General features: G+C 65.2%; 17 protein-coding genes, 1 pseudogene and 1 riboswitch. Of the genes and pseudogenes, 7 read left to right on the top strand and 11 right to left on the bottom strand.

The genetic code is table 11. The annotated features are described in order from the left end of the window. Window positions 1–59 precede the first annotated feature (59 nt). The 5 genes from SJY41_RS06660 (at window position 60) to SJY41_RS06640 (ending at window position 5,266) form a co-directional block, all read left to right on the top strand. Window positions 60–1,787, top strand: a complete 1,728-nt coding sequence (locus SJY41_RS06660; protein WP_380780178.1) for a tryptophan-rich sensory protein — start codon at window positions 60–62, stop codon at window positions 1,785–1,787. Beyond that, entirely contained in the window at window positions 1,784–2,146 is a 363-nt protein-coding gene (locus tag SJY41_RS06655) for a thiol-disulfide oxidoreductase DCC family protein (RefSeq protein WP_380780176.1), read from the top strand. The genes SJY41_RS06660 and SJY41_RS06655 overlap by 4 nt, the downstream gene beginning before the upstream one ends. Beyond that, the gene (locus tag SJY41_RS06650) at window positions 2,143–2,637 is read left to right on the top strand and encodes a DUF427 domain-containing protein (RefSeq protein ID WP_380780174.1); all 495 of its coding nucleotides are present in this window, start codon (window positions 2,143–2,145) and stop codon (window positions 2,635–2,637) included. The genes SJY41_RS06655 and SJY41_RS06650 overlap by 4 nt, the downstream gene beginning before the upstream one ends. Further along, entirely contained in the window at window positions 2,631–4,124 is a 1,494-nt protein-coding gene (locus SJY41_RS06645; RefSeq protein WP_380780172.1) for a deoxyribodipyrimidine photo-lyase, read from the top strand. Before SJY41_RS06650 ends, SJY41_RS06645 begins: the two co-directional genes overlap by 7 nt. Before the next feature lie 293 nt (window positions 4,125–4,417). Then, window positions 4,418–5,266, top strand: coding sequence for an alpha/beta fold hydrolase (locus SJY41_RS06640; RefSeq protein WP_380780170.1), 849 nt, complete (start codon window positions 4,418–4,420; stop codon window positions 5,264–5,266). A gap of 98 nt (window positions 5,267–5,364) precedes the next feature. Here the strand turns inward: SJY41_RS06640 and SJY41_RS06635 are convergent. From SJY41_RS06635 to SJY41_RS06600, 8 genes and pseudogenes are all read right to left on the bottom strand, one after another. Continuing rightward, a pseudogene (locus SJY41_RS06635) lies at window positions 5,365–5,516 on the bottom strand (IS481 family transposase); the annotation flags it as partial. A 40-nt stretch (window positions 5,517–5,556) separates the two neighbouring features. Further along, window positions 5,557–7,596 (bottom strand): TonB-dependent receptor, encoded by a 2,040-nt coding sequence (locus SJY41_RS06630; protein WP_380780168.1) that lies wholly within the window; start codon window positions 7,594–7,596, stop codon window positions 5,557–5,559. A 168-nt stretch (window positions 7,597–7,764) separates the two neighbouring features. Further along, window positions 7,765–8,001: riboswitch (cobalamin riboswitch) on the bottom strand. 408 nt (window positions 8,002–8,409) lie between these two features. After that, window positions 8,410–9,075, bottom strand: a complete 666-nt coding sequence (locus tag SJY41_RS06625) for a dihydrofolate reductase family protein (protein ID WP_380780167.1) — start codon at window positions 9,073–9,075, stop codon at window positions 8,410–8,412. 399 nt (window positions 9,076–9,474) lie between these two features. Next, on the bottom strand, window positions 9,475–12,642 hold the full coding sequence (locus SJY41_RS06620; RefSeq protein ID WP_380780165.1) for a glycoside hydrolase family 2 TIM barrel-domain containing protein: 3,168 nt from the start codon (window positions 12,640–12,642) through the stop codon (window positions 9,475–9,477). Continuing rightward, window positions 12,639–13,997 carry a family 43 glycosylhydrolase gene (locus tag SJY41_RS06615; RefSeq protein ID WP_380780163.1) on the bottom strand — a complete coding sequence of 453 codons (1,359 nt, stop codon included), beginning with the start codon at window positions 13,995–13,997 and terminating at the stop codon, window positions 12,639–12,641. Before SJY41_RS06615 ends, SJY41_RS06620 begins: the two co-directional genes overlap by 4 nt. After that, entirely contained in the window at window positions 13,994–15,304 is a 1,311-nt protein-coding gene (locus SJY41_RS06610; RefSeq protein WP_380780161.1) for a sugar porter family MFS transporter, read from the bottom strand. Before SJY41_RS06610 ends, SJY41_RS06615 begins: the two co-directional genes overlap by 4 nt. Window positions 15,305–15,485: 181 nt before the next feature. Further along, on the bottom strand, window positions 15,486–18,338 hold the full coding sequence (locus tag SJY41_RS06605; protein WP_380780159.1) for a TonB-dependent receptor domain-containing protein: 2,853 nt from the start codon (window positions 18,336–18,338) through the stop codon (window positions 15,486–15,488). Between the two features lie 54 nt (window positions 18,339–18,392). Beyond that, window positions 18,393–19,547 carry a mannonate dehydratase gene (locus SJY41_RS06600; protein ID WP_380780157.1) on the bottom strand — a complete coding sequence of 385 codons (1,155 nt, stop codon included), beginning with the start codon at window positions 19,545–19,547 and terminating at the stop codon, window positions 18,393–18,395. A 342-nt stretch (window positions 19,548–19,889) separates the two neighbouring features. Between SJY41_RS06600 and kdgD the strand changes: the two genes are divergently transcribed. Both kdgD and SJY41_RS06590 read left to right on the top strand, forming a co-directional pair. Beyond that, entirely contained in the window at window positions 19,890–20,825 is a 936-nt protein-coding gene (gene kdgD, locus SJY41_RS06595; RefSeq protein ID WP_380780155.1) for a 5-dehydro-4-deoxyglucarate dehydratase, read from the top strand. 48 nt (window positions 20,826–20,873) lie between these two features. Continuing rightward, window positions 20,874–21,761: a LysR substrate-binding domain-containing protein gene (locus tag SJY41_RS06590; protein WP_107959558.1), complete on the top strand. Its 888-nt coding sequence runs from the start codon at window positions 20,874–20,876 to the stop codon at window positions 21,759–21,761. Between the two features lie 96 nt (window positions 21,762–21,857). Here SJY41_RS06590 and SJY41_RS06585 read toward each other — a convergent pair whose 3' ends face one another. The 3 genes from SJY41_RS06585 to SJY41_RS06575 all read right to left on the bottom strand — a co-directional run bounded on the left by SJY41_RS06585 (window position 21,858) and on the right by SJY41_RS06575 (window position 25,443). After that, a complete protein-coding gene (locus tag SJY41_RS06585; protein WP_380780153.1) occupies window positions 21,858–23,189 on the bottom strand; it encodes an MFS transporter in 1,332 nt (443 codons plus the stop codon). Between the two features lie 275 nt (window positions 23,190–23,464). Then, window positions 23,465–24,883, bottom strand: coding sequence for an MFS transporter (locus tag SJY41_RS06580; RefSeq protein WP_380780151.1), 1,419 nt, complete (start codon window positions 24,881–24,883; stop codon window positions 23,465–23,467). Then, the gene (locus SJY41_RS06575; RefSeq protein WP_380780149.1) at window positions 24,880–25,443 is read right to left on the bottom strand and encodes a DNA-3-methyladenine glycosylase I; all 564 of its coding nucleotides are present in this window, start codon (window positions 25,441–25,443) and stop codon (window positions 24,880–24,882) included. Before SJY41_RS06575 ends, SJY41_RS06580 begins: the two co-directional genes overlap by 4 nt. Window positions 25,444–25,527 lie beyond the last annotated feature (84 nt).

The raw sequence follows: 25,527 nt of genomic DNA, 5'->3' as shown, positions 1-25,527 counted from the left end.
GCCCTCGTCGTGCGACTAATCCGTCTCTGTGCGTTGAGCAGGCGAGGAGTAGTATTTCCATGTCCCGTCGCATCCTGATCACCGGCGCGAGCGTCGCCGGCAACATCGTCGCCTGGTGGCTGGGGCGCGCGGGTTTCACCGTCACCGTGGTCGAACGGGCGCCCGAATTTCGCGATGGTGGCCAGAACATCGACGTGCGCGGTCCCGGTCGGGAAATACTGCGCCGGATGGGCCTAGAGCAGGCCGCCTTGGAGCAGGGGACGGGCGAAGAGGGGACTGCCTGGGTAAAGGAGGACGGCAGGATTGCCGCGCAGTTCCTCACCGTGGACACGGGCACCGACGGACCTACCGCCGAAATGGAAATCCTGCGCGGGGATCTGGCCCGTCTACTCTACGAGCCGGCCCGCGAGCATGCGACCTACCGGTTCGGCGACAGCATCGCGCGGGTCGAGCAGGATCCGGACGCCGCCACTGTTACTTTCGCCAGCGGTATTGCCGAGCGATACGACGTGGTCATCCTCGCAGAGGGCGTGGGGTCCAGGACGCGCGAGCTGGTCTTTCCCGGCGAGAACGTGCCGCGGTGGATGGACCTGACGATAGCCTATTTCACGATCCCGCGCCGAGCCGACGACGATCGTCTGTGGCGCTGGTACAATGCGCGTGGTGGCCGCAGCATTTCGCTGCGCCCCGACCATCACGGCACCACCCGCGCCATGCTGTCGGTGCAGCAGCCGCCCGGCGGCGAGCAGGACTGGGACGTCGTGCATCAGACGGCGTGGCTGCGCGAGCGCTTCGCCGATGCGGGCTGGCAGAGTGATCGCGTAATTGCCGGGATGGAGACGACCGACGATTTCTACTTCGACGTCTTGCGGCAGGTGCGGATGCCGCGCTGGTCGAGCGGCCGCGTCGTATTGACCGGTGACGCGGCATGGTGCGCGACACCGATCGCGGGCTACGGCACGACGCTGGCGGTCACCGGCGCCTACGTCCTGGCGCAGGAACTGATCCGCTCCGCCGATGTCGAAACGGCACTGACGGCTTACGAGCAGGCAATGCGACCGATGGTCGAGGATGCGCAAGGCGTGCCCAGGATCGCGCCGCGACTAGCCAATCCGCACAGCCGGCTCGGCATCCGCCTTCTTCACGGCGCCCTGAGCGTGGCAAGCCGCCCAGCGGTGCGCGGCGTCACGGGCAAGCTGTTCGGCGGTCGTTCGAAGGATGTCGATCTCGCGCGCTACGACGCGCCGCGTTCAGGTGAAACGCAGATCGCGGCGCGCTCCAGCCCCGGCGGCGTGTCGCCGGTTCTGGCGCTGAGCGCGGTCGATGTCGTACTTGGCGCGAGCGCTCTCGTCGGGCGGCGCAACGCGCCCGACCCATCGCATCCCGGCATTCGCCGCTGGTATCGCCGTCTGGACAAGCCTGGATACACGCCACCCGACGCGGCGTTCGGCGCGGTTTGGCCGGTGTTGGAGACCGGCCTCGCGGTCGGAGGATATCGCCTGCTGCGACAACCGTCGGGTCCGGCGCGCAATGCGGCGGTCGGATTATGGCTGCTGAACACCGCCATGGTGGGCGGGTGGACGCAGCTGTTTTTCCGCGAGAAGCGATTGGGCGCGAGCACGGTCGCGTCGGGTGCGATGGTCGCCACCGGCGCCGCCTACGTCGCTGCCGCCGCCAAGGTGGACCGGCCGGCCGCCGCCGCGGCGGTGCCGTTCGTCGTGTGGCTCGGCTTCGCGACACTGCTCGCCGAGCGTATCTGGCGCGACAATCCGGCGGAGGGGCGATGACGCAGGTGACGGTTTGGCACGACGGTGCGTGCCCGCTCTGCCGGCGCGAGATCGCGCTGATGCGCCGTCTCGACACCCGCGGCGCCATCGCGTTTGTCGACGCAAACGGATCGGGCACGTGCCCGCTTGATCGGACCGACATGCTGGCGCGCCTCCACGCGCGCGAAGCGGATGGACCATTGTTGTCGGGGGCGGCCGCATTCGCCGCGATGTGGCGCGCCATTCCGATGTTGCGACCGCTGGGTGAGGCGGCACGCAACCGGCTGGTCTTGTCGGTGCTGGAACGCCTGTACCTCCGCTTCCTTCGCATCCGGCCGCGCCTGCAACGATATTTGTCCCGGCGGGAGGCGCGGGCGTGAGGCCGAAGCCCGACCCTGTCGCGCCAGGTCAGGAAAGCGTGTGGCGCTTTCCCCGTCCGGCCGTTGCCGAAGCCAGCGATCGGCGGGTCCGCATCGAGCATCGCGGCGTCCTCGTCGCGGATACATGCCGGGCCGTCCGCACCCTGGAGACCAGCCATCCGGCCAGCTGGTATCTGCCGCCCGCCGATCTGACGCCCGGCCTGCTTCGCCGCTCGGAGCGACGCTCGTTCTGCGAGTGGAAGGGCCACGCGGTCTACTGGCATCTGGCGATCGGCGAAGAGGTGCTGCGTGACGTGGCGTGGAGCTACCCCAAGCCGACGCCGGCCTTTGCGGCATTGCGCGACCACGTCGCCTTCTATGCGGGGCCGCTCGACCGATGCACGGTGGATGGCGAGCAAGTGGTCCCGCAGCCCGGCGGCTTTTACGGCGGCTGGATCACGTCCGACCTCGCGGGGCCGTTCAAGGGCGTGCCGGGAAGCATGGGATGGTGACGCCCGCTCTACCTCCCGGCCTCGACGATTGGCTGGAAGCGCCGCGCGTGCGTGCGTTGAACGATCGCGTGGTGATTGCCGGTAGGGGCTACGTTCTGTGCTGGCTGCAACAGGCGCTGCGGGCCCGCGACAACCCGGTGATCGATGCAAGCGTGCGGCTCGGCAACGCGCTGGCGCTACCGGTGCTCGTCTACCACGGCGTGCGCGAGGATTATCCCTACGCCTCCGACCGGCTTCACCACTTCATCTTGGGTGCAAGCCGCGACCTCGGTACCGGCTGCCGCGAGCGCGGTATCGCCTGCGTCCAGCACGTCGACCGCGACGGACACAGGGAAAAGGGTCTCGTGCACCGGCTCGGCGCGAACGCGGCGGCGATCGTGCTGGAGGACCAACCGACCTTCGTCGCCCGTTGGCAGTCCGACCGGGTTGCCACGCGCGCAGCCGTGCCGGTCTACGCAGTCAATGCGGCCTGCATGGTGCCACCAGCCGTGCTGGGCGACGGCATTCGTGGGCGATCGGGCTTCCTTCGGCGGCACGAACCCGAACGTGCGGGCTGGATGCAGACAGAGGAGGTCGTGGCAGAGGTGCCTGCCTACGCCGGACCACTGCCCTTTTCGCCGGACATGGTACAAACGTGCGATCTGGACGCGCTGGTGGCCGGTCTTGCGATCGATCACAGCTTGCCGATCAGCGACCGGCACCCGGCCGGCCGCTCCGCAGCGGAGGGTCGGCTGCGGCGGCTGGTGACCGATGTGCTGCCGGGCTACGCGTCGGCGCGGAACGACGCCACGAGGGCGGAGGGCGCGAGCGGACTATCGCCCTATCTGCATTTCGGCGTGCTGGGCCCTCGCGAGGTGATGGCTGCGGTCGCCGCGGCCGATGCAGCGAGCAAGCATAAAGCCAAGTTCGCCGACGAGCTGCTCGGCTGGCGCGAGTGGTTTCACTACCAGGCGCGAGTGCTCGTCGCACCGGAACGCTACGACCGCGTCGCCGGCTGGGCGGTCGACACGCTCGCGCACCATGCAGGCGACCCCCGACCCGAGCTGGAGACGGTGCACGCGCTCCTGCGCGGCGAGACTCGCGACGAGACCTGGAACGCCTGCCAGAAGCAGTTTCTCCTCGATGGCTGGATGCACAACAACCTGCGGATGTACTGGGCCAAGCGCATCATCGCGATGACGCCCAGCCCGGAGGCGGCATGGGCGACCGCCTGCTACCTCAACGACCGGCTGAGCCTCGATGGTCGCGACCCGTCGACTTACGGCAACATCGCCGCCATGTTCGCAGGCTCCCCCTCGGACCGTGAGCGGCCGATCTACGGACGCGTCTCGACCCGCGGCGACGGCTCTACCCGGCACCGGGAAGGCGGCGACGAATGGCTTGCTGCTGCAGCGTCCAGGCCGGTGCCGCTAGTATCAGTTCCGGCAGAGGTGCCCGTCGATCCGTATCTGACTGGCGAGCCGACAAGCCCAACAGTTGCGCGGTGAAGCACCCTTCGGAACGTGCGAAGCGGTTGAACGACGGCTTCCGCCAGAATTAGTCATTTCTCAGCACGGCACCTCGTCGTCGAGATCGTCCGCGAACTGCGGGTTTGTCGGCTGCTCGCACTGCTGATCGGCTGCCGGCGGGCGTTGCACCACGACACCGGGTAAGGTCTGACACGAGGAAGAGGCGGCCCTCAACGCTGCCGGATTGTCGCCAGCCGGTCATATTCGGCAACCCGACCGTATCCATACCCCTCGCGTATATCCCGGCACCCTAGCGACGGAAGAAAACTGATATGCCGAGGCGTGGTTATGTTGACGGTCCGTTCGGGCAGATCCATTTTCAACACCTCGGCGAAGGCGCGGCGGTTGTTCTGCTGCATCAGGTGCCGATGACGTCGGGCCAGTTCGACCTGGTGTACGAACCGCTTGCGCGGCGTGGCCTATGGGTGATCGGCATCGACATGCCGGGCTTCGGGTTGTCGGATCCGACACCGTTCATACCGAAGGTCGAAGATTATGCGCAGGGCATCACGCCCGTGCTTGACGCCCTGGGGATCGATCGCGCGTCGATCGTCGGTCACCACACGGGTGCCCTGGTCGCAACCGAGGTTGCCATTCAATTTGCCAACCGTGTGGATAAACTCATCCTCAACGGCCCGTTGCCGCTCACCGAAGAGGAGCGAGCCGACTATCTGGCATCGGGCCATCAATGGGAGCTAGGCTTTGGTCCGCGTCCCGGTGGCACGCATCTGACCGAACTGTTTGCAATCCGTGACGGTTTTGCAGCGGGCACGGTCTCTCCCGAGCGCTTGAGTGATTACGTCGTTCAAGCGTTTTCAGGGCGAGGTGCATTCTGGTGGGGTCATCATGCTGCCTTCCAGTATCGTCATGAGGAGAGTTTGGCGAAGATAACGCAGCCCGCAATGATCCTCACCAACACGGGCGATATGATTTATCCGATGGCACATCGCGCGCACAAGATCCGCCCCGACTTCGCGTTCGCGGAACTGCAGGGCGGCGGCGTTGATATTGTTGATCAGCAGCCCGAAGCTTGGGTAGAAATAGTCGCCATGTACGTCGGTACTAGCCGCGTAGCTGATTCCTCGCAGGGAAACCAACAAGAGCACCGAGTAATAAACTGACGGAGCCCTGCCACCTCGAAGAACGAGCGCGGATCGGCCATAAATCCACCCATTAACCGCTCAGACAGCACTTCGACCGCTAAGCGTGCCGTCCAACCGATGAAACTGTCTGGCTCTGACGTCCAGCTTTTGGCGATGTATTCGTAAGGCGTAAGGCCACTGAGCGTTTTGAGCCGATGGGCGAAATTGTAGGCCGCCATCAAGTCGGCGAAGTGACCCGTAGTTGCTCGTGGATCTCATAGTGAAGGCGATCGCCAGCTCCCCCTAAGCTGGCGATCATCTTGCATCTTCTAGAAGTTCACTCGGGCACCTAGGCGCAAGGTGCGCGGCTCTACTACGCGGCTCAGCCGGCCCTCGGTCGGTCCCGAAATATCGACCGAGGGAATGTAGGATTCGTAGAAATAGGCAATGTCCTTGTCATGGCTGTCCAGGATGTTGAGTACCTCGCCATAAACGTCGAACCGTCCAATCTTGCGGGCGGCCCGGACGTTGACGACGGTACTTCCAGAGTCCCGGACGCTGTTGTCATCGAGCAGCGGGTAGGGCCCGAGATGACGGACACGCACGCTGGCCTCCCACGGATCGAGCACCAACGCGATCCCGGCGGATGCGGCGTTCTCGAAGGCGTTGGGAATGCGGTCGCCGGTATCGTAGCGCGACCGGCTCGCCGTGTAGTTGCCATCGATCGCGAGCCACGGCCTGGGACGCCAGAACGCTACCAGTTCATAGCCGCGACGCCTGCTCGCGCCGGTCGGTTCGACCGCGTTGGAATCGCCGATGAACCGCAGTTCGCTGTCCACGTCGAGCCACCAATAGGTCGCAGTCAGCGTGACACCCGACAACTGCCACCGTGCGCCGACTTCACGGCCGCTGCCGCGGACCAGCACCGGCACCGGTGTTTCGACGTTGACCGCGCCGCGCACGTCGTTGGAGTGAAAGCCGCGACCCCAATTGCCGTAGAGTTCCAGCCAGGCAGTCGGTGAATAGGCAATCGATGCCTTCGGCGACAGGATCGTGTCGTCGCCGCTGCCCTCGCCCGCTACGACCGCCGCCGGATCCCGCGCCCGGACGACATAATGATAATAGTCGCCGCGGACTCCACCGATTAGGCGAAGCCCCGCAACCGGTGTCCAGGTCGCTTCGCCATACAGTGCTGCCGACGCTTCCTCGACATGGTAGCGGCCGATTGACGAGAGGAACGATCGCGCGCTGGTGCGATAAACACCGACGCTGCCGATATGGTCATAGCGTTCCTCAGTGCCGAGCGAGACGGCGAGGGTGGGTGCAAGCGTCCAACGCTTTTCGCCGCGCGCCCCGACGATCCAGCGTTTGTCGAACTGACGGATCTGCGCGCTGGTCCCATCCGGTTCGGTGTAGGTTGGATTCGAATACATCGACCAGTCGTAGAACTGGCCATAGAAATTGGCATGCCAATCGGGTTGGCGGACCGCGATGTTGCCTACGAGCCGGGTGGTCTCGCCGCGTGCAGTCGGATCGGGCGAGCAGAACACGTCCTCGCAGAGCGTGGTGCCAATGATCCGCTCGGGTATCTGTTCGGTCGGGCGCCAGGTCGCGCGATAGGCGTTGAACGAGGCCTCGATCTGGCCTGCGCCGGCTGGAGCGATATATTTTGCGAAGCCTGACACGTGTCGCAGGTGCTCGGGTTCTTGCCATGGCCCGTCATAGATCTTCGTCTGCGCGACAAGTGTGAGTTTACCGGCGCCGACACCGTCGATCGTGCCACCGGCGGCGATCCGGCCATAGCCGTAGGAGCCGCCCTCTACCGATAGAAAGGGTCGAGCGAGACCGTCGGTCGTCGTCATGTAAGCCGCGCCTGCCAGTGCGAAGTCACCGCCATCGGCGCGGTAGGGCCCTTTGCGGAAATCCTCACGCGCGACGATCTCGGGAATCAGCCCGTTGAGGTCGAGATAGCCCTGACCGTGGCCATGCGTCCGCAAATTCATCTGCACGCCGTCGATATAGGTCGTGAAGTCCGACCCGTGATCGAGATTGAAGCCGCGCAGAAAATACTGGTTGGCCTTGCCGCTGCCCGAATGCTGCGCGGCGACCATGCCGGGGATCGCTTCCAGCAGTTCGGCGACGCGCAGCAGCGGTCGAACGAGAAGGTCCGCCCCGGCAACCGTGCCCTCGCTTGCTGCGTGTGCGACGCCGATCTTCGCTTCGCCGCGACCGAACACGACGATGTCGATCGGTGACTGTGTCGATGCGCCCTCGGCCTCGTTTGCCTGAGCCCATCCAGGCGTCGTGATGCACATCGCGGCCAGCGCCGCGCATCCGAGCCATCCAGTGCGTGATTTCGATTCTTTCATGTCCGTCCCCCGTGCGCCAAGCAACTTCGGACGGGGGCGTCCGCTACGAACGGTCGGCGCGCGTCGGCAGGCGGACGCAAGCGCCCGCGACACGAACCGATGCGACCCCCGTCGCTCGTTCGTCGCTCAGACGGAAGAACCGTGCCCCGACCATCCCCTGGACCAAAGCAAGAGCGACCAGACGCTGGCAGGTCTCCTGGCTCACGGGTCGTCGCTCGATATACGGCCTTCCCGGATTCCGGCCGATAGGGCGTTGGTCCAGTGGCTGCGCCCTCCTGAGAGGGCGCGATGTACATCTCGCTCGCCGCTTACAGTTGCAGGGACAGCCTCGGCTTCGGGAGAGCGTCTCCCATACCGTGTTCCCTTTTAAGTCCCTTTCGGGACACCAGCGTGATCAATGTCAGACTGGTGATCCCAGCCTGACCTGTGCTGCGTACCTGTGATGATGCCGATCCGCAAGATTGCCGCGAACACATATAAAGATTTCCTTATATGTGTTCGACTTCTGCCAAAAGCTGCGACGCGTGAAGCGTCGCCTCCGCTAACACCTGAATTCGGAAGTTCTCAAAACAACATCTTTTCAAGCCATGCGGCAGGGCGCAGAATGTCCTCTATCTTCAGTCGCTTCCCACAGTGATCAGTCCTTCTGCATCCTTCCGCTCACAGATATGGCAGGAGAGACCATCAGTCTCGGGCGCCACATCGGCGGTATAGCATATCCACCCGAACGACCGTGTTCGCGCGGTTGTAACCCAGCACCGAGCATCCGCTTCTGGTTGAGCGCGTCTGGGGTCTGGGAGCACGGATTCGGGCTTACCAGGTCCCTTCGTTCATCCGCCGCTGCCGTTCGGTCTCCGCCGCGCTGGTGCTGGGGTGAGGATGGTTGATCCGCGGAACCGGCCCGGTCGGTAACCAGCGGGTGACGATCACGCCTTTCGTGCCAACTTGATGGTCGATCAGTCGCAGCGCACCTGACGGCGTGCCGTCGCCGAACAAGCGCTTGCCGGTCCCGAGCATGACGGGAAAGGTCATCAGCACCAGTTCGTCGATCAGTCCGGCAGCGAGCAACGGCGGGTAGAGCGTCGATGAACCCTGGATCAGCAAGTCGGGACCGTCGCTCTCTTTCAGCGCTCTGATGGCGGCAATGCCGTCGATCCGGTGGCTGTTCGCCCAACCGAGCGGCTGATCGCCACCGGTCACGACATATTTTTCTGCCGCCGTCAGCGCTGCACCCATGCCCGCCATCTCGCCGTCGACGAACGGCCAATAGGCTGCGAAGATATCGTAGGTCCGCCGCCCTAGGAGTAGCGCGTAAGGCGGGGTGAAGAGCGCGCCCAAAACCGGATCGATGACATCGTCGCCTATGCCGAACACCCAGCCGCCCTGGTCGAAGTCTCCGGTTGGATCTTCGGTTGGCCCCCCGGGCGCTTGCATCACGCCATCGAGCGATACGAACGCCGCACCGGTCAACTTGCGCATGGATCAAATCCTTTCGATGGACGTCTCACCAACTTCTATTCTCGACGGGAAGGGGTCGCGGGGCAAGAGCGCAATCGTACCTCTGCGGGCGTGAATGAGGGCCAGTATCAGGACACGGCGGAAGGACGCCGAACGTCAGCAACGCGGTCATCCGCCGGCGCGCGGTCTATACTGGCGGGAGTAGATTGCCGCCAAGTATAAGCCGTTCGATGTCGCGGCGCGAGAGCGCGCCGAACAGGCGGGCAGATCCGGCTGACTGATCGAAAAGGCGGTCGGCAACCACCATGTACGAGAGGCCGGACCCGCATGTACCGGTAAGCGGACAATACGGGATCTCGCGCTCGATCAAAGGCGCAGGGATTGCACCGATTAGGACCGAACTTTCGGTACGGGGGTCAGTCACCGAACTTTCGGTACGGGGGTCAGTCGTAGATTGAATCGAACGGGCGCTATCGGGACACGGTATTTGGGCAATGGACGGCCTTGTGCATTCCAGGTCGTGTCGCCGCCCAATCCCGATTGCAGCGCGTCTACCAGCACCGAAACATGGCCATGCGGCACGATATCCGTGCTCTTGCGCGTACCGGGCGCGCGTCGGGACAGATCCTCATAGGGGAACGCGAGCGCATTCATCGACAGCGGATGGTCGCCGGCCAGCCTCAGAGCGGTCTCGCCGTCGCCGTCGAGTGTCATCGAGCGGACGTCGCTCTTGGTACCCGTTTCCTGCGGACGCATGAAATTGTGGTTCTGGTCGGCGATGGCGCCGCGCCACAGGCCGATCGCCGCGCTGGTCTTGCGATCGGCGTAGTTCTCGTGCGGGCCGCGGCCGTACCATTCGACGGTCTTGAACCGGCTGGGTGCGGCGAACTGGAGGCCGATGCGGAGCGGGTCCGACAGGTCCGCCTTCAGCGGTGTGAATTCACCGGCAATGTCGACGCTGCCGTCGCCGCGCATCGTGTAGCGGCTGGTGAAGCGGACAGCCGCGTTACCCATGACATAGCGGACGGTGACCGCCGCTGCGCCCGAACCGATGCGCTCGGCCTTGACCAACTCGACCGTGCGCGTGGCCGACATCGCGAGCCACGGCGCATTCGCCGCCTCGCCCCGCGTGCCGATATCGTTGTCGGTCAGCGCCCGTGCGAAATTGGGCGCGCCACCGCTCAACAGTTCGTCTCCGCCGACGCGGTAGCTCGCGATCAGTCCGGTCGTGCGGTCGATCGTCAGGCTGGCGTCGCCGGCCGTCAACGCGATCATGCCGCCGGTTTCCTGCAAGGTGGTGCGACCGCGCGGTATCGTGACCGGCGCAGGGACCGGCGTACCCAGCGCGAACTGGTCCCAGCCGACGACGTGACCGGCCGGCACCAGCGGGATCGTGCCAGCCTTGGCGCGGGCGCTGATCGTGACGAGATATTCGGCACCCGGCTTGGCGGGCAGTTTCGGCAGGGAAAGCGTGAACGGCTCGGTCGCATGGGCGGCGGTGTGCAGCGCCGGCACCGCGCCGTGCGCGACGGGGACGCCGTTCTCGTTCACCGTCCAGTCGAAGTCGAAGCCTGACAGATCGCGGAAGTCGTGGCGGTTGGTGACGGTGAACCGCCCGGCGACCGCGTCGACGGCAGCGAAGATGACCGGCGCATAGACCTTCTGCACCTCGAACAGCTGCGGATGCGGCGTGCGATCGGGGTTGAGCAGCCCGTCGCCGAACTCGATCTCGCCGCCGGGGTTGGGGCCGTATTCGCCGCCATCGCCCCAGTATCGCCGGCCATCCTTGGTGTAGCGATACATCGACTGGTCGACCCAGTCCCAGATGAAGCCGCCCTGCAACCGGTCGGGCCGCGCATAGATCGCGTCCCAATATTCCTTGAAATTGCCGCCGGAATTGCCCTGCATATGGGCGTATTCGGACTGGATCATCGGCTGCTTGAACTCGGGATGCTGCGCATAGTCGAGCATCCTGGCCGGGCTGTCGTACATCGGCGCGTAGATGTCTGCGTACGCGTTCGGCTTGAAGTCGTTGATCTGGCTGTAGCCGAGATACGAGATCAACCGGGTCGGATCGATCGCGCGCGCGTCCGCCGCGGCTTTCTCGAAGCTAGGGCCGGTGCCCGCCTCGTTGCCGAGCGACCAGAAGATGATCGACGGATGGTTCTTGTCGCGCTCGACCATGTTGGTGACGCGGCTGACATGCGCAGCCTCCCAGGCGGGGTCGTAGCCGATCTGGATGCTCTCCGGCGTGCGTCCACCGCGGTTCGCCGCGGACATGTAGGCGTGGCTCTCGATATTGGCCTCGTCCATCACGTACAGGCCGTATTCGTCGGCGAGGTCGTAAAGCCGTTCGTCGTTCGGGTAATGCGATGTGCGCAACGCGTTGACGTTGTTGAATTTCATCAGCTCGATATCGCGCCGCATCGAGGCGAGCGAGATGACGTGGAACGTCTCGGGATCATGCTCGTGGCGGTTGACGCCGCGGATCGTGATCGGCTTGCCGTTGACCGTGACGAGGCCGTTCCGGATCGCGACGGTGCGGAAGCCGATGCGCCGCGCGGTCGCCTGCACGGTGCGACCCTGCCGGTCGAGCAGCTCGACGAGCAACGTGTAGAGGTTCGGCGTTTCCGCGGTCCAGCTGCGGATGCCGGGCAGCGTGCCGATGAACGACAGCCTTGCGCCGGTGGCGCGCGCGGTCTGCGTCAACAGCGTGCGGTCGCCGTCGATCACGGTCGCGCGGACGGTGTGGCCACGCGCCGCTCTGGTCAGGTCGAGCGCCACGTCGAGCGTGCCGTCGGTATAGTCGTCGCTGAGACCCGCCTTGACGAACGTGTCGGCGATCCGGGCTTTGGGGGCGGCCATCAGGTAGACCGAACGCTCGATCCCCGACACGCGCCAGAAATCCTGGTCTTCCAGATAGCTCCCGTCCGACCAGCGATAGACCTGGATCGCAATGCTGTTGCGGCCGGGCTTGATCCAGCGGGTGACGTCGAACTCGGACGGCAGCTTGCTGTCCTCCGAATACCCAACCTTGTGACCGTTGACCCAGACATAATAGGCCGAGCCCGCAGCGCCGATGTGGAGGATGACGTCGCTGTGCGTCCAGTCGCGCGGCACCTCGACGTCGCGGCGGTACGAGCCGACCGGGTTGGTCGCGTGCGGGATCAGCGGTCGGTTGGCGGGGAAGGGGTAGGTGACGTTGTTGAACCGCGCCTGGTCATAGCCCTCGGCCTGCCAGTCGGCAGGGACCTTGATCTCCTTCCACTGCGACACGTCGTAGGCGGGATTTGCAAAATCCTTCGGCGCCTTGTCGGCATCGGGCGAGAACGCGAACTTCCACTGGCCGTCGAGCGTCACGAACCGCGTCGAGCGCTCCATCGCGCCGTCGAGTGCGGTCTCTCGCGTTTCGAACGGGAAGCCGGTCGCGCGCGCACGCTTCTTGCCGATCGCGAAGACCGCCGGGTTTTCCCAGTCGGGCCGGTCGGCGGAGACCTGCGGCTGGATCGGCACGGCGACCGGTGCGCGCTGTGCAGCGACCGGCGCGGCGGTCAGCAACAGCGCGGCAAGGAGGGGGCGGCAGGTCATCGTGTCGGCCAGTTCCATTCGAGGATGTCGGCGCCCTGCGGAAAGACGAGCCGGACGAAGCGGGCCTTCGGGATGGCAGCCAGCGCGATCGGTGAGCCGCTGGCGACGCGTTCCGCTGCGATCTGTCGCCAGACCTTGCCATCGAGCGAGGCCTCGATGCTGAACCTGACCGTCGCGGTTGGGTAAGCCGGGCGGAGCGTGGTCGCGCCGATGGCCTTCACCGCGCCGAGATCAGCCTGCAACCACGCTGCGCCGGGGTTCGAGCGCCAGCTGGTGGCGTAGTTGTCGTCGCCGGCCGCGGCTGCGGAATGGACAGGGTCAGCGGAGCCCGACGCGGTCAACCGGCCGGGCCTTGCGCCAGATCGCCGGGCGGCGGTGCCGGGAACATCCGCGCCGCGATGCGTGGGGACGATCGAGAGCTTGTCGCCCGAGACGGTAAGGCGGTCGACCGCGACCTGGCGCAGCACCATGTCGCCGGCGGGCGTGAACGGGAGCGCCTGCCGGTGATACAGCACGAAATCCTTACCACCTGCACGGAAGATCGCGTGATGGCCGGGGCTGATGATCTGCCGCGTCGCATCGGTCGCCAGCAGCGGCGTGTCGGACACCTCGCGGAACGGCCCCATCGGCGACGCGCCGACCGCATAGCGCAACTGGTACGTGTCCTTGGTCGTGTTGCCGAAGGAGTATGTCAGGAAATACCGCCCGCCGCGCTTCAGCATGAACGGCGCTTCGAAATAATGCGGCGGCGTGACGTCGCGGGGTTCGCCGTCGAACGTCACCATGTCGGGCTTGAGCTTCACGACGAAGCAATGCCCGTTGACCCAGTTCAGGCCAGAGCCCCAGTAGAGATAGGCCTGGCCGTCGTCGTCGACGAACGCCTCGGCGTCGATCATGTGCAGGCCGGGGCGGAAGTTGCGCGGGATCAGCGGCTTGCCGCCATTGGCATCGCGCCACGGCCCGGCGGGGTGGTCCGCGCTGCCGACCCAAATTTCGCTGCCGACCGACACGTACATCCAGAACTTGCCGTCGCGACCTTTCACGACGGAAGGCGCCCAGACCTTGCTCTTGCTCGACGTAGAGCTGGTGGCGGCCGCCTTGGTCGGCCAGTTCGGCGTCTCGAAGGTCCAGTCGCGGAAGTTGCGCGAGCGCCACAGGCCGAGCGTGTCCGCACCCCACGGATCGATCGTCGCGAAGACGAGCCATTCGCCGCCATCGCGGACGATCGACGGATCGGCGAAATAGCCCGGCAACAGCGGGTTGCGCATGCCGGGTGCGAGCGCCTCGTCGCGGCCGAATACGGGCGCCGCCGTCAGTGCCAGCAGGCCGGCGATCAGCGCCCGCACGCGCCTCACAGCGCGGTTTCGATCGCTTCGAGCGAGCGGCGCTTGGTCTCGGGGAAGAACGCGAGGACCACCGCGAACTGCAGCGCCATCATCGCCGCGAACAGGATGAACGGCGCGCCGCGCGAGTAGGCGGCCACCAGCGGGAACGCCATCGCGATGATCGCGTCCATGAACCAGTGCGTCGACGAGCCCAGACTTTGCCCGCGCGAGCGCACGTCGGTCGGGAAGATCTCGCTGATATACACCCAGATCACCGCGCCCTGCGAGAAGGCGAAGAAGGCGATAAAGCCGATCAGCAGCCACAACAGCATGTCCTGATGCTGTCCGCTGAGGAAGACATAGGCGACGCCCGACAGCATGACGGTCAGCCCCGCCGCACCGATCAGGAGCAATGTCTTGCGGCCGATCCTGTCGATCACGGTCAGTGCGAGCGCGGTGAAGAACAGGTTGCACGCACCGATCACGATCGCCTGGCGGTCCGCCGAGACGCTGTCGAAGCCGGCGGCGGCGAAGATGTCGTTGAGGTAATACAGGATCGCGTTGATGCCGGAGAGCTGGTTGAACGAGGCGATCCCGAACGCGAGCAGGATCGGGCGACGGTGCCGCGCCCAGCTGAGGCGGGGCTTCCGCGCGGCGGCGGCGACGTTCGACTGGCGATAGCTGGCGATGTCGGCGACGGGATCGGCGACCCCCAGCGAACGGAGTACGACTTCGGCTTCGGCTTCACGACCGCGGGCAGCGAGCCAGCGCGGGCTGTCGGGGATCGTGAACATCATCACCAGCAGCAGCAGCGCGGGCAGCGCGGTCACGCCGAACTTCACATGCCAGTCGAGCGCGCCCAGATCCATGCCGGTGACGATCGCGTTGCTGAGATAGGCAACCAGGATGCCGAGCACGATGTTGAGCTGGAACGCACCGACCATCATGCCGCGCTTCTCGGCGGGCGCGATCTCGGCGATATAGACCGGGGCCAGCACGGACGATGCGCCGACCGCGAACCCGGCAAGCACGCGGAAGGCGAGCAGCGCACCCCAGTTCCACGCCGCAAAACAGCCGATGCCAGACACGAGATAGATCAGCGCGATCGCCTTGAGCGAGGTCCGCGCACCGTAGCGATCACCCGGTACCCCCGCGAGCAGTGCGCCCGCGAGCGTGCCCCAGAGTGCGCTGGAGACGGTGATGCCAACCCCCGCCGCATCGAGGCCGAACGCGGTGCGGATGCCTTCGGTCGTACCGGCGATTACCGCGGTGTCGAACCCGAACAACAGGCCGGCGAGCGCACCCACCAGCACGCCGCGGAACAGGGTTGCATTCATTCGTCTTCGCTCCAGTATTCAAGGTCACGCCGCCCGGTATTCGCCCCTGCAATCCTCCCCCGCAAGGGGGAGGTGGCGCCGAAGGCGTCGGAGGGGGAGGACACGGAACAGACGTTTCGCTGTCCTCCCCCTCCGTCAGGCTGCGCCCGCCACCTCCCCCTTGCGGGGGAGGATCGTAAGTTCAGAACGTGAAGCGCACACCGGCGCGGAAGGTGCGGCCGATCGAGTCGAAGTCCTGCACGCCCGACGGGCCGTTCGAGACATACGGGTTGATCAGCTGGTTGAAGACGTTGGTGACGCTCAGATACGTCTCGACGTCGCCGCCGATCGGCAGCTTGTAGCCGATCCGCGTGTCGACCAGCAGCTGGCCGTTGAAGTGGCGCTGCGCCAGATCGGTCGGCACGGTGCCCTTGTCGTAGGCGCCGCCGCCGATGAAGCGGCCTTGCGTGAAGACGCTGAACGGCTTGGCGTCGAGCTGGACCTGGCCCGTCATCCGCCAGTGCGGCGCGGTGCCGATCTGGCCCGCACGATCGACCGCGACGACGTTCGGCGTGCGCTGGATATAGCGATCGACATAATTGCCGAGCAGCCGCAGCGACAGGTTCGCATCGGTCGCGATGCGCGACTTGTAGCTCATCTCGAAATCGATGCCGCGGGTGTCGAACGCCGCGAGGTTCTGCGTCACCAGATCGATCTGGATCAGCTGGCCCGCGGTATTGCGACGGACGAACGCGCAGCTTGCCGAACTACCGTTGAAGCAGTCGTCGAGCGTCTGCTGGAACGACAGCGAGGCGATCGCGTCCTTGATCCGGATGTCGTAGAAATCGATCGATGCGTTGAACCCGCGCAGGAAAGACGGCGAATAGACCGCACCGAAAGTGGTCGTCTTCGCAATTTCGGGCACGAGGTTGAGGTTGCCGAGCACGACCGAGCGCACGTTGGTCGCGGTGCTGTTGGTCGCGCGGTCGAACACCTGCGGCTGGAAGCTCGTGGTGCCGCGCTGGAACAATTCGTACAGGCTGGGCGCCCGGATATCGCGCGACCGCGTACCGCGCAGGCGGAACTCGTCGCTGATCGCCCAGGTGAGGCCGGCCTTCCACGTCGTCACCGACCCGCTGGTGGTGTAATGCGTACGTCGTACCGCACCGTTGAAATCGAGTGCCTTGAACAAATTGACGTCGCGCAGCAGCGGCACGTCGACCTCTAGGAAGCCTTCGGTCACCTCATATTCGCCGCTTTGGGCCTTGGCGTTGCCGACGCGGTAGGCGCCCTCGGCATTGGTGACCGGGTTGAACGCCTCCGACAGCGCGTCGACGGTCTGGGTGAAGCTCTGCTTGCGATATTCGAGACCGGCCGCGAAGCCGACGTCGCCCGCCCAGTTGCGGAACGCCGAGCCGGCGATCGAGCCCGCCGCGACGAATTCCTTGAAGCGCTGGTCGGCGGTATTGGTGCCGGTGACGTAGTTGGTGGCGGCGTCGGTCGGCACGTGGAAGCCGAAGACGTTGACGGGGACGCAGCCATTGCCAGGCGTGGTCAGCGTCGAGCGACAGACGATCTGGCCGTTCGCAGGGTTCACCACCGCATCGGCGGCATTGACGTAGTTCTGCTGGATGAGGTCGTTTTTCAACGCGAGATGGCGATCGTTGCGCGCCGCCTCGACATAGGTATTCCACTTCAGCCCGCCGAACACCGTGCCCTCAAGGCCCAGCACGCCGCGGATCGTCTCGTTGTCGGCGTTCACCTGCGTGCGCGGCAGGTCGTCGTCATAACGTCCCATCGTCAGCGTCTGCGTGCCAAGCGCGATCATCCGGTCGCGGACGGTCGTCGGCAGATAGGCGTTGTCGCGACGGATCACGAGCGCGGTGGTGCCAATCTGGTTGCTGTACGATCCGACCTGATAGTCGTTGTGCGTCTTCCCGTAATTGCCTTCGCCAAAGATCGTCACGCTGTCGGTCAGGTCATAGCTCGCCCGCGTGTAGGCGATGTGCTTTTCGAGCTCGGAGATCAGCGGGGCGAACTGCGGGCGCGGGCCGCTGCCGCCGATCATCGTCGAATTGGTCAGGCTGGTGCCGTAGATGAACGGGATCGGCTGGCCGTTGGCGTCGAAGGTCGTGCCGCGGAAGGCCGTCGGGCCGGTGATCAGCCCGCCGAAGGTCGCGTTGGCAACGCGCACGTCGCAGGCGAATTCGCGCGAGGTGGCGGAGCCGGCGGGCAGCGCGATCGGCTGGCAGCTTTTCCGCGAATAGCTGCGGCTCAGGCGATCCTCGACGCCTTCGTTGCGGAAGAATTCGCCGCTGACCAGGAAATGACCGCGACCGCCGGCGAACGGCGTGCCGTAGGCGAGCTCATATTTCTGCTCGGCATTGTCGCCGTATGTGGTGACGCCGCCCTGGATCGTGCCGGTCAGCCCGGTGAACTTCTTGTTGATGATGAAGTTGACGACGCCGCCCACGGCGTCCGAGCCATAGGCCGCTGAGGCGCCGCCGGTGACGACCTCGACGCGCTCGACCAGCGCCTGCGGGAACAAATTGGTATCGACCTGGCCGCTGCCGTCGTTGGGGATGAAGCGACGACCGTCGAACAAGGTCAGCGTGCGGGTCGGGCCGAGGTTGCGCAAATTGAGATACGCGCCGCCCTGGCCGCTCGACGTCTGCGCACCGCGCGGACCCACAGACGAGGAGAGCGCGGGGAGCTGCTTCAGCGCTTCGCCGAGCGTGGTCGGGACGGCGGCGTTGAGCTGCGTCGCGCTGGCGACCGTCACGGGCGTTGGCGCACCGAAGCCGTTGGCGGGAATGCGGCTGCCGGTGACGACGATGTCCGCGTCCGCGGTCTCGCTGGGGGCGGGGCCCGCCGAGCTGATCTGCGCCGTGCCGGTATCGGCAGCGGGCGAGGTGCCATCGGCGGCGACGCTCGCCGAAGGCGACGCGGCAGGCACGTCGGGCTGCGGCTGCGGCTGGACCTGCGCGGCTGCGGTGCCGGCGATCATCATGGCAAGCGCCGAGGCGCCGCCGAATGCGGTCGTGCGGTTGATCATGTCTTTCCTCCCCTGGTGGCGGGCTTCAGCCTGCCGTTATGTCGTTGAAGGCCGTCAGGCCGATCGTTGCGCGGACTGCAGAAGTCCGCGGATATATCCGTAACAAAAGGCGAAATTCTCGGCCCGCGGCGTCCAGACCGGCTTGCCGTCGACGACCAGCGGATCGTCCATGCCTGGTACGTGATCGGGCATGATCATCCCGTCATAGCCGACCTCGGCATAGGTCCGCAGCGCGCGCACCATGTCGATGTCGCCCTCGTCGGGGAACGTCTCGTTGAACTTGTTGCGCGCGCCGTGGATGTTGCGGAAATGGACGTTGAAGATCTTCTTGCGCTCGCCGAACCAGCGGATCACGTCGAAGATCTGGTTGGCGGGATCGGTCAGGTTCTCGCACACCGAGCCCTGGCAGAAATTCAGGCCGTGATACGGGCTCTCGTTGATCAGCACGAAGCGCTTTAGGCCCTCGATCGTGCCGAGCACGTTATCGATCCCCTGGTATCCGCCCGGCGGCGTGCCGGGGTCCTGCGGGTGGCAGGCGATCCGCACCTTGGTCTCGTTGGCGATCGGCACGATCCGGTCGAGGAAATAGGTGATGCGCTTCCAGAACTCGGTCGCATCGACCCGCCCGGCGCGGGTGAGCGGCGTCGACGGCTTGGCCTTTGCCAGGTCCCAGCCGAAATACTTCGATCCGCCCCGCCCCTCGACGGGCGCGGTACGCAGCACTCCGAGCAGGCTCATATTATATTTGACGCACGGGATGCCGACCGCGGCGCAGTTGCGCAGCGTGGTCGCGAACGCCTCGATCTCGCGCTCGCGGTCCGGGTCCTGCCCGAGCATGATGCCGGGGTGCTTCTCGCGGTCGATATGCGTTGAGTTGAGGATCTCGGGTTCGAGCATGTCGAGGCTCAGCCCGTGGCGCTCCGCCATCTGCTTGAGCGTCGTGAGTTCGGCGACGGTCGGGTACATCCGGCCATCCGCAACCTTGGCGCGCCCCGAGATGTTGCGCACGCTATAGCGCGCAAAAACCTGAAAATGCTCGTCTGTGGAAGGCATGCTCTGGCAGCCCAGTTTCATGCGGTACTGGCTCGCGGCGGGCGGCGTGGCGCGGCGGCGCGACTGCGTCTCGCGGGTCTGCGCCTCTGCGGCCTCGCCGATCACCGACAGCGAAGCGGCGGCACCGGTACCCAGCATGAACGTGCGACGATGCATCCAGTCCTCCCCTCGATGTCGGCGGCAGATGTTTCCGTCCGTCCGGTCCGGGCATCTCTGGCCCGGACGATGCCTATTGCATCCGGTCTGGACCGAATTCCATTGCCAATCCTGGATCGTTCGATGCAATTCGGGACCAGACGAAAATCGATCCCACCGACTCTGCTATTGCTTCAAGATGTTTGGACATGGTCGCGGTTAGCGCGAGCGGGATCATGCTAACCACAGCATCGATCGATTGCGCCTTTGGAATGGACCGCATGATAACGCTGCCATAGACCCTGCGACCAATGATCCAGCGCCGGCGGACAAGGTTCGGCGCGGCAGGGGAGGCAGCATAGAATGGCATTTGGTCCTACAGACGTAGCGAAGACGATCGGCGGCGGCTTGCTGTCGTTCCCGGTCACGCATTTTGACGCAGCGGGCGCGTTCCTCGAAGATCCCTACCGCGCGCATTGCGCGTGGATGCTCGAGCATGAGCTCGCCGGGCTGTTCGCAGCGGGCGGCACCGGTGAGTTCTTCTCGCTGACCCCGACCGAAGTCGTCGACGTCGTCGCGGCTGCGGTCGCGGAAGCCAAGGGCAAGCTCCCCGTCATCTCCGGCTGCGGCTATGGTACCGCGATCGCCTGCGAGATCGCACGCGGTGCCGAGCGTGTCGGCGCGGACGGGCTGCTGCTCCTGCCGCCGTATCTGACGACATCCAACCAGGAAGGCCTCGGCGCGCATATCGACGCGGTGTGCCAGTCGACCGGGCTCGCGGTGATCGTCTACAACCGCGACAACGCGATCGTCGACGACGAGACGCTGGCACGGGCCTGCGAGCGCAACGCCAATCTGGTCGGCTACAAGGACGGTGTCGGCGATATCGAGCTGATGGCGAGGATCTATTCGCGGATGGGCGACCGGCTCACCTATATCGGTGGCCTGCCGACCGCCGAGACGTTCGCCACCCCGTATCTGACGATGGGCGTCACCACCTATTCGTCGGCGATCTTCAACTTCATGCCGGAATGGGCGCTCGACTTCTACAAGGCGGTGCGCGCGGGCGATCACGCCAAGGTCCAGGCCGAGCTGCGCGATTTCGTGCTGCCCTATATCGCGATCCGCAACCGCAGCCGCGGCTATGCGGTGTCGATCGTCAAGGCGGGCATGCGCGTCGTCGGCCGCGATGCGGGACCGGTGCGCACGCCGCTGACCGATCTGACCGCCGAGGAGGAACGCGATCTCGCCGCGCTGATCGCGAAGGCGACGCCGGCAGCCGTCAAGCGCGCGGCGTGATCGTCGGCGAGTGACAATCTAGTGGCCGGCACTCTATAGATGTCGGCCATGTTCGACCTCAGCCAGCTCCGCTGTTTCGTCGCGGCGGCCGAGGAACTGCATTTTGGCCGCGCGGCACAGCGCCTCAACATGACGCAGTCGCCGCTTAGTCGACAGATCCAGCTGCTCGAACGCATCCTGGATGTAATGCTGCTCGAACGGACCAGCCGCCAGGTGCGGCTGACACCCGCGGGCAGCGCGTTCCTGATCGAGGCGCGCCGTATCCTCCGCCTCGCGGAAAGCGCCGCCTTGTCCGCAAGGCGCGTGGCGCGCGGCGATGCCGGCCGCGTCGTGATCGGCTTCACCGCGGTATCGGGCTATGACCTGATGCCGCGGATCGTCGCGCAGGCGATCGCGCGCCTTCCCAACATCGCACTCGAACTGCGCGAGATGGTCACCTCCGAACAGGTCGACGCGCTGGTGACGGGGCTGATCGATGTCGCGTTCGTGCGCCCGCCGATCGATCGCCACGAATTCGAGTCGGTCTGCGTCCTGCGCGAACCTTTGATCGCAGCGCTACCCGCGGGCGATCCGCGGCAGGCGAGGGGCGTGCTCGTCCCCGCCGATTTCGACGGGCTGCCGCTGATCATGTACGCGCGGCAGGGCGCCGGCTATTTCCACGAGATGCTGCTCAAGCTGTTCGCGGACGCCGGCGCCGAGCCCGACTACGTCCAGCACGTCACGCAGATCCATTCGATGCTGGGTCTGGTCCGCGCCGGGCTCGCCGCGGCGATCGTGCCGCAAGCGGCGACCAGCCTGCACATGACCGACGTCCAGTTCCGCACGATACAGACCGAACCGGAAAACCCGGTCGAGCTGGTGATGGCATGGCGCCGCGACAACTCGAACCCGGCGCTGGCCCCTATGCGCCAGCTCTGCCTCGATACGCTTGGCTGACGCGCCTTTCCTACCGTTCGGGCTGAGCGAAGTCGAAGCACCGTCGTGCGGAGCATGCCCTTCGACTTCGCTCAGGGCGAACGGTTAAAGAGCGTCTTACGCCTTCAGTTCGACCCGCTTGATCGGCCCCACCACCACCAGGAACGAGAAGATAGTCAGCAGGCAGTGCAGGCCGACGAATACCAGCGCGCCGTCGAACGATCCTGTGCCCGCGACGATGAAGCCGATCACGATCGGCGTGACGATCCCCGCAACGTTGCCGAACATGTTGAAGATCCCGCTGGCGACCCCCGACAATTCGCGCGGCGCGACGTCGGACATCACCGCCCAGCCGAGCGACGCGACACCCTTGCCGAAGAACGCGACCGCCATCAGCGTGATGACCAGCCATTCCGCCTCGACGAACACGCACGCGATGATCAGCGTCGCGAGCAGCATGCCGATCACCAGCGGCGTCTTCCGCGCGATGTCGAGTGAACCGGTCCGGCGCAGCAGCGTATCCGACAGATAGCCGCCAACGAGGCCTCCGACGAACCCGCACAACGCCGGTGCCGCGGCGGCGATGCCCGCTTCCATGATGTTCAAGCCGCGTTCCTTGACGAGATAGATCGGGAACCACGTCACGAAGAAATAGGTCAGCACGTTGATGCAATATTGGCCGAGATAGATGCCAAGCAGCATCCGGTTGGCAAGCAGCTGGCGGACATTGTGCCAGCTGAACACCTGCTTTGCGCCTGCCGCTTCCTCCATGTGGATCAGCCCGCCGCCCGCTTCAATCAGTGCGAGTTCGGCGGCGTTGATGCGCGGGTGGCGGACCGGGCTACGGATGAACAGCCAGAACACCGCGGTTGCGACCAGGCCGAGCGCACCCATCACCCAGAACACGCTGCGCCAGCCATGCTCGTGGACGAGCCATCCCATCAGCGGCGCGAACACCACCAACGAAAAATACTGCGCAGAGTTGAACACGGCCGACGCAGTGCCGCGTTCGCTGCCGGGAAACCACGCCGCGACGAGCCGCGCATTGCCGGGAAACGACGGCGCCTCAGCAACACCGACCATGAAGCGCAACGCGAACAGCATCGCCAGCACGGGCAGCGCCACCAATCCTGCCAACCCCTGCATAGCGGTCAGCACCGACCAGATCGCGATCGCTCCTGCATACACCCGTCGCGTGCCGAACCGGTCGAGCAGCAAGCCACCGGGAATCTGCGCGAGCACATAGGCCCAAGCGAAGGCGGAGAGGATGAACCCGGTCTGCACGGTCGAGATGCCGAGATCCTGCGACGCCGCGCTCCCGGCGATCGAAAAGGTCGAACGATCCGCATAGTTCAGCGACGTGATGATGAAGATCAGAGCAATGATGCCATACCGAACCCTGGTCGGCTTGCCACCGAGCGGCTTCGCGTCGTGCTCGAAATCTGCCACGTCAACTCTCTCCCGAACGCCATTTTTGCAGTTGGCTTCTTGTCATCATAAAGACAGCGGGATGAGCAGTCCAAACTGGTTAGCAACTTAATCCAGTCTCAGATTGGCTCGATCGGGAATGGCTGCGCTTCAAGCGCAGTGGCAGGACCTCGCAAGCTAAGTTAGCAGACGGCACCGTTTTCCCTAAGCGAAGGCATCATCGTTCGACAAACGAAGGATCGAGTCTGGAGAGGCGTCAGGCACGCCGAGGTCCATTTCCGGGTCCGAACGTGACGCTATCGTCTGCCATGCTCCCGAGTAAGCGTCGCAAAAGCAATGATGCCTGCCATCACCGCCGACGCTGCCGCCAGCAAGGCCGCGGTATGAAACACGCTGGTCAACTGAGCGACCGATGCAGCGACGACGGCGCCAGCCAATGCCGTCGCGATCAGGCCGCCGGTTCTCGCAATTGCGCTGTTGAACCCCGATGCGGTACCGGTGTGCCGATCGTCGACGGACGAAAGAACCGCAGTGGTGAGCGGCGCGACTGCGCCGGCCATCCCGAGCGCGATCACCACCAGACCGGGTAGCACGGTGTTCCAATAGCGTCCCGCGGGATCGGCTGTCGCCATCAGCGCGAAACCGACCCCGGTAACGATCGGCCCGACCGTCAGCGGCCAGCGCGGGCCGATCCGCTCGCTGATACGTCCGGCGAAGCGCGACGCCGTGCCGATCACGATCGAGAAGGGTAGCAAGGCAAAGCCGGCCTGCGTCGGGCTGTATCCACCGCCGACGATCAACAGATATGGCAGCAATACCAGCAGTCCGCCCAGCGCGCCGTAGAGCAGCAGCGTCAAAAGGGTCAGTCCTACGAACGGGCGTGACGCGAACAAGGTCAGCGGCATCATCGCCCGGTCACCCAAACGATGCTCCTGCCGGACGAACGCGATCAGCAGTACGATACCGATTCCCAGGCCCATCACAATCTTAGGAGACAGCATGTGACCGCTCGACCACAGGGTTAGCGCCCATGTCAGCGTCCCGAGAGCGGCGGTCGCCAGGATGGCGCCGAGCCAGTCGAGTGGTTGCTCGCCGGGATCGCTTTCCTCGACATAGCGTAAGGCGACAACGATCGCGGCGGCTGCGACAGGCAGATTGAGGTAAAAGATCGTCCGCCAACCCAGCGTGTCGACCAACCAGCCGCCGAGTGGCGGGCCGACGGCGCTGGCGATCGCGCCGGCCGCGGCCCATGTCCCGACTGCTCGCCCCCTTGCTTCCCCCTCGAACGAACTGCCGAGTATTCCCAGGCTGTTGGGCATCAGGATCGCCGCGCCGATACCCTGCACCGCGCGCGCGGCCAACAGGATCCACAGCGTCGGCGCCAGCGCGCAGCCAATCGACGCAAGCGCGAACAGGACCGTACCGATCACCAGCATCCGTCTCCGGCCATAATGATCGCCTGCTGCACCACCAAGCAGGAGCAGCGCCGAAAGCGGGAGCAGATACGCGTTGATGATCCAGGGCAGGTTCGCTGCACCGCCGCCGAGGTCGTTGCCGATCGCGGGAAGCGCTACGTTGGTCACCGAGCCGTCGATGAAGGCGAGGCTCGATGCCAGCATCGTCGCAGCAATCGTCCAAGCGGGATACTGGACCGTTCGGTTCGTTCCGTCCTGTGCATTAAGCGGATCGACCGACCGTGGCGGCGGCTCACTCATGATGTAACTCGACGGAAACAGCGCGCCTCGTGATCGTCGACGAGGCCGCAGGCCTGCATCCACGCATAGACGATGACGGGGCCTACGAACTTGAAGCCACGCTGCTTGAGCGCTGCGGACAGGGCTTCGGATGCGAGCGAGCGGGTCGGCGCCTTTCCGCCGTCGCTGATCACCGGCATACCATCGACGAAACGCCAGACGAAATCGGAGAAGTCTTCGCCGGCATCACGCATCGCGAGATAGGCGCGGGCGTTACCGATCGTGGCTTCGATCTTGGCGCGCGAGCGGACGATACCTGCATTGCCGAGCAGCGTCGCGATGTCCTGCTCGCCGAACCGCGCGATTATCTCCGGATCGAAGCCTGCGAAGGCCGTCCGGAATGCATCGCGCTTTCGCAGGATCGTGATCCAGGCCAGCCCGGCCTGAAATCCGTCGAGCATCAACTTTTCCCACAGCGCGCGCGGGTCGCGTTCGGCCACGCCCCATTCGGCGTCGTGATATGCGGCGAGCAACGCATCGCTCTGCGCCCACCGGCAGCGGGATAGCTCGGTTCGCGTCATGTCGCGCAGTGCCCGATCTTGCCGTTGTTTTGCATGCTGGCCGCGACGATGGTCGCTCCGCGTGCGTGTGTCGATGGCATTCAC

It is taken from the genome of Sphingomonas sp. R86520 (assembly GCF_042466285.1).
Taxonomy (GTDB): domain Bacteria; phylum Pseudomonadota; class Alphaproteobacteria; order Sphingomonadales; family Sphingomonadaceae; genus Sphingomonas.
The sequence above is the reverse complement of the archived record's forward strand: the minus strand, read 5'-3'. Positions and strand labels throughout refer to the sequence as shown.

Bases quoted from the DNA above. Each gene is read 5' to 3' on its own strand.
- SJY41_RS06660 (WP_380780178.1), top strand. From the start codon at position 60: ATGTCCCGTCGCATCCTGATCACCGGCGCGAGCGTCGCCGGCAACATC.
- SJY41_RS06655 (WP_380780176.1), top strand. From the start codon at position 1,784: ATGACGCAGGTGACGGTTTGGCACGACGGTGCGTGCCCGCTCTGCCGG.
- SJY41_RS06645 (WP_380780172.1), top strand. From the start codon at position 2,631: ATGGTGACGCCCGCTCTACCTCCCGGCCTCGACGATTGGCTGGAAGCG.
- SJY41_RS06640 (WP_380780170.1), top strand. From the start codon at position 4,418: ATGCCGAGGCGTGGTTATGTTGACGGTCCGTTCGGGCAGATCCATTTT.
- SJY41_RS06630 (WP_380780168.1), bottom strand. From the start codon at position 7,596: ATGAAAGAATCGAAATCACGCACTGGATGGCTCGGATGCGCGGCGCTG.
- SJY41_RS06625 (WP_380780167.1), bottom strand. From the start codon at position 9,075: ATGCGCAAGTTGACCGGTGCGGCGTTCGTATCGCTCGATGGCGTGATG.
- SJY41_RS06620 (WP_380780165.1), bottom strand. From the start codon at position 12,642: ATGACCTGCCGCCCCCTCCTTGCCGCGCTGTTGCTGACCGCCGCGCCG.
- SJY41_RS06610 (WP_380780161.1), bottom strand. From the start codon at position 15,304: ATGAATGCAACCCTGTTCCGCGGCGTGCTGGTGGGTGCGCTCGCCGGC.
- SJY41_RS06605 (WP_380780159.1), bottom strand. From the start codon at position 18,338: ATGATCAACCGCACGACCGCATTCGGCGGCGCCTCGGCGCTTGCCATG.
- SJY41_RS06600 (WP_380780157.1), bottom strand. From the start codon at position 19,547: ATGCATCGTCGCACGTTCATGCTGGGTACCGGTGCCGCCGCTTCGCTG.
- kdgD (WP_380780155.1), top strand. From the start codon at position 19,890: ATGGCATTTGGTCCTACAGACGTAGCGAAGACGATCGGCGGCGGCTTG.
- SJY41_RS06590 (WP_107959558.1), top strand. From the start codon at position 20,874: ATGTTCGACCTCAGCCAGCTCCGCTGTTTCGTCGCGGCGGCCGAGGAA.
- SJY41_RS06580 (WP_380780151.1), bottom strand. From the start codon at position 24,883: ATGAGTGAGCCGCCGCCACGGTCGGTCGATCCGCTTAATGCACAGGAC.
- SJY41_RS06575 (WP_380780149.1), bottom strand. From the start codon at position 25,443: ATGACGCGAACCGAGCTATCCCGCTGCCGGTGGGCGCAGAGCGATGCG.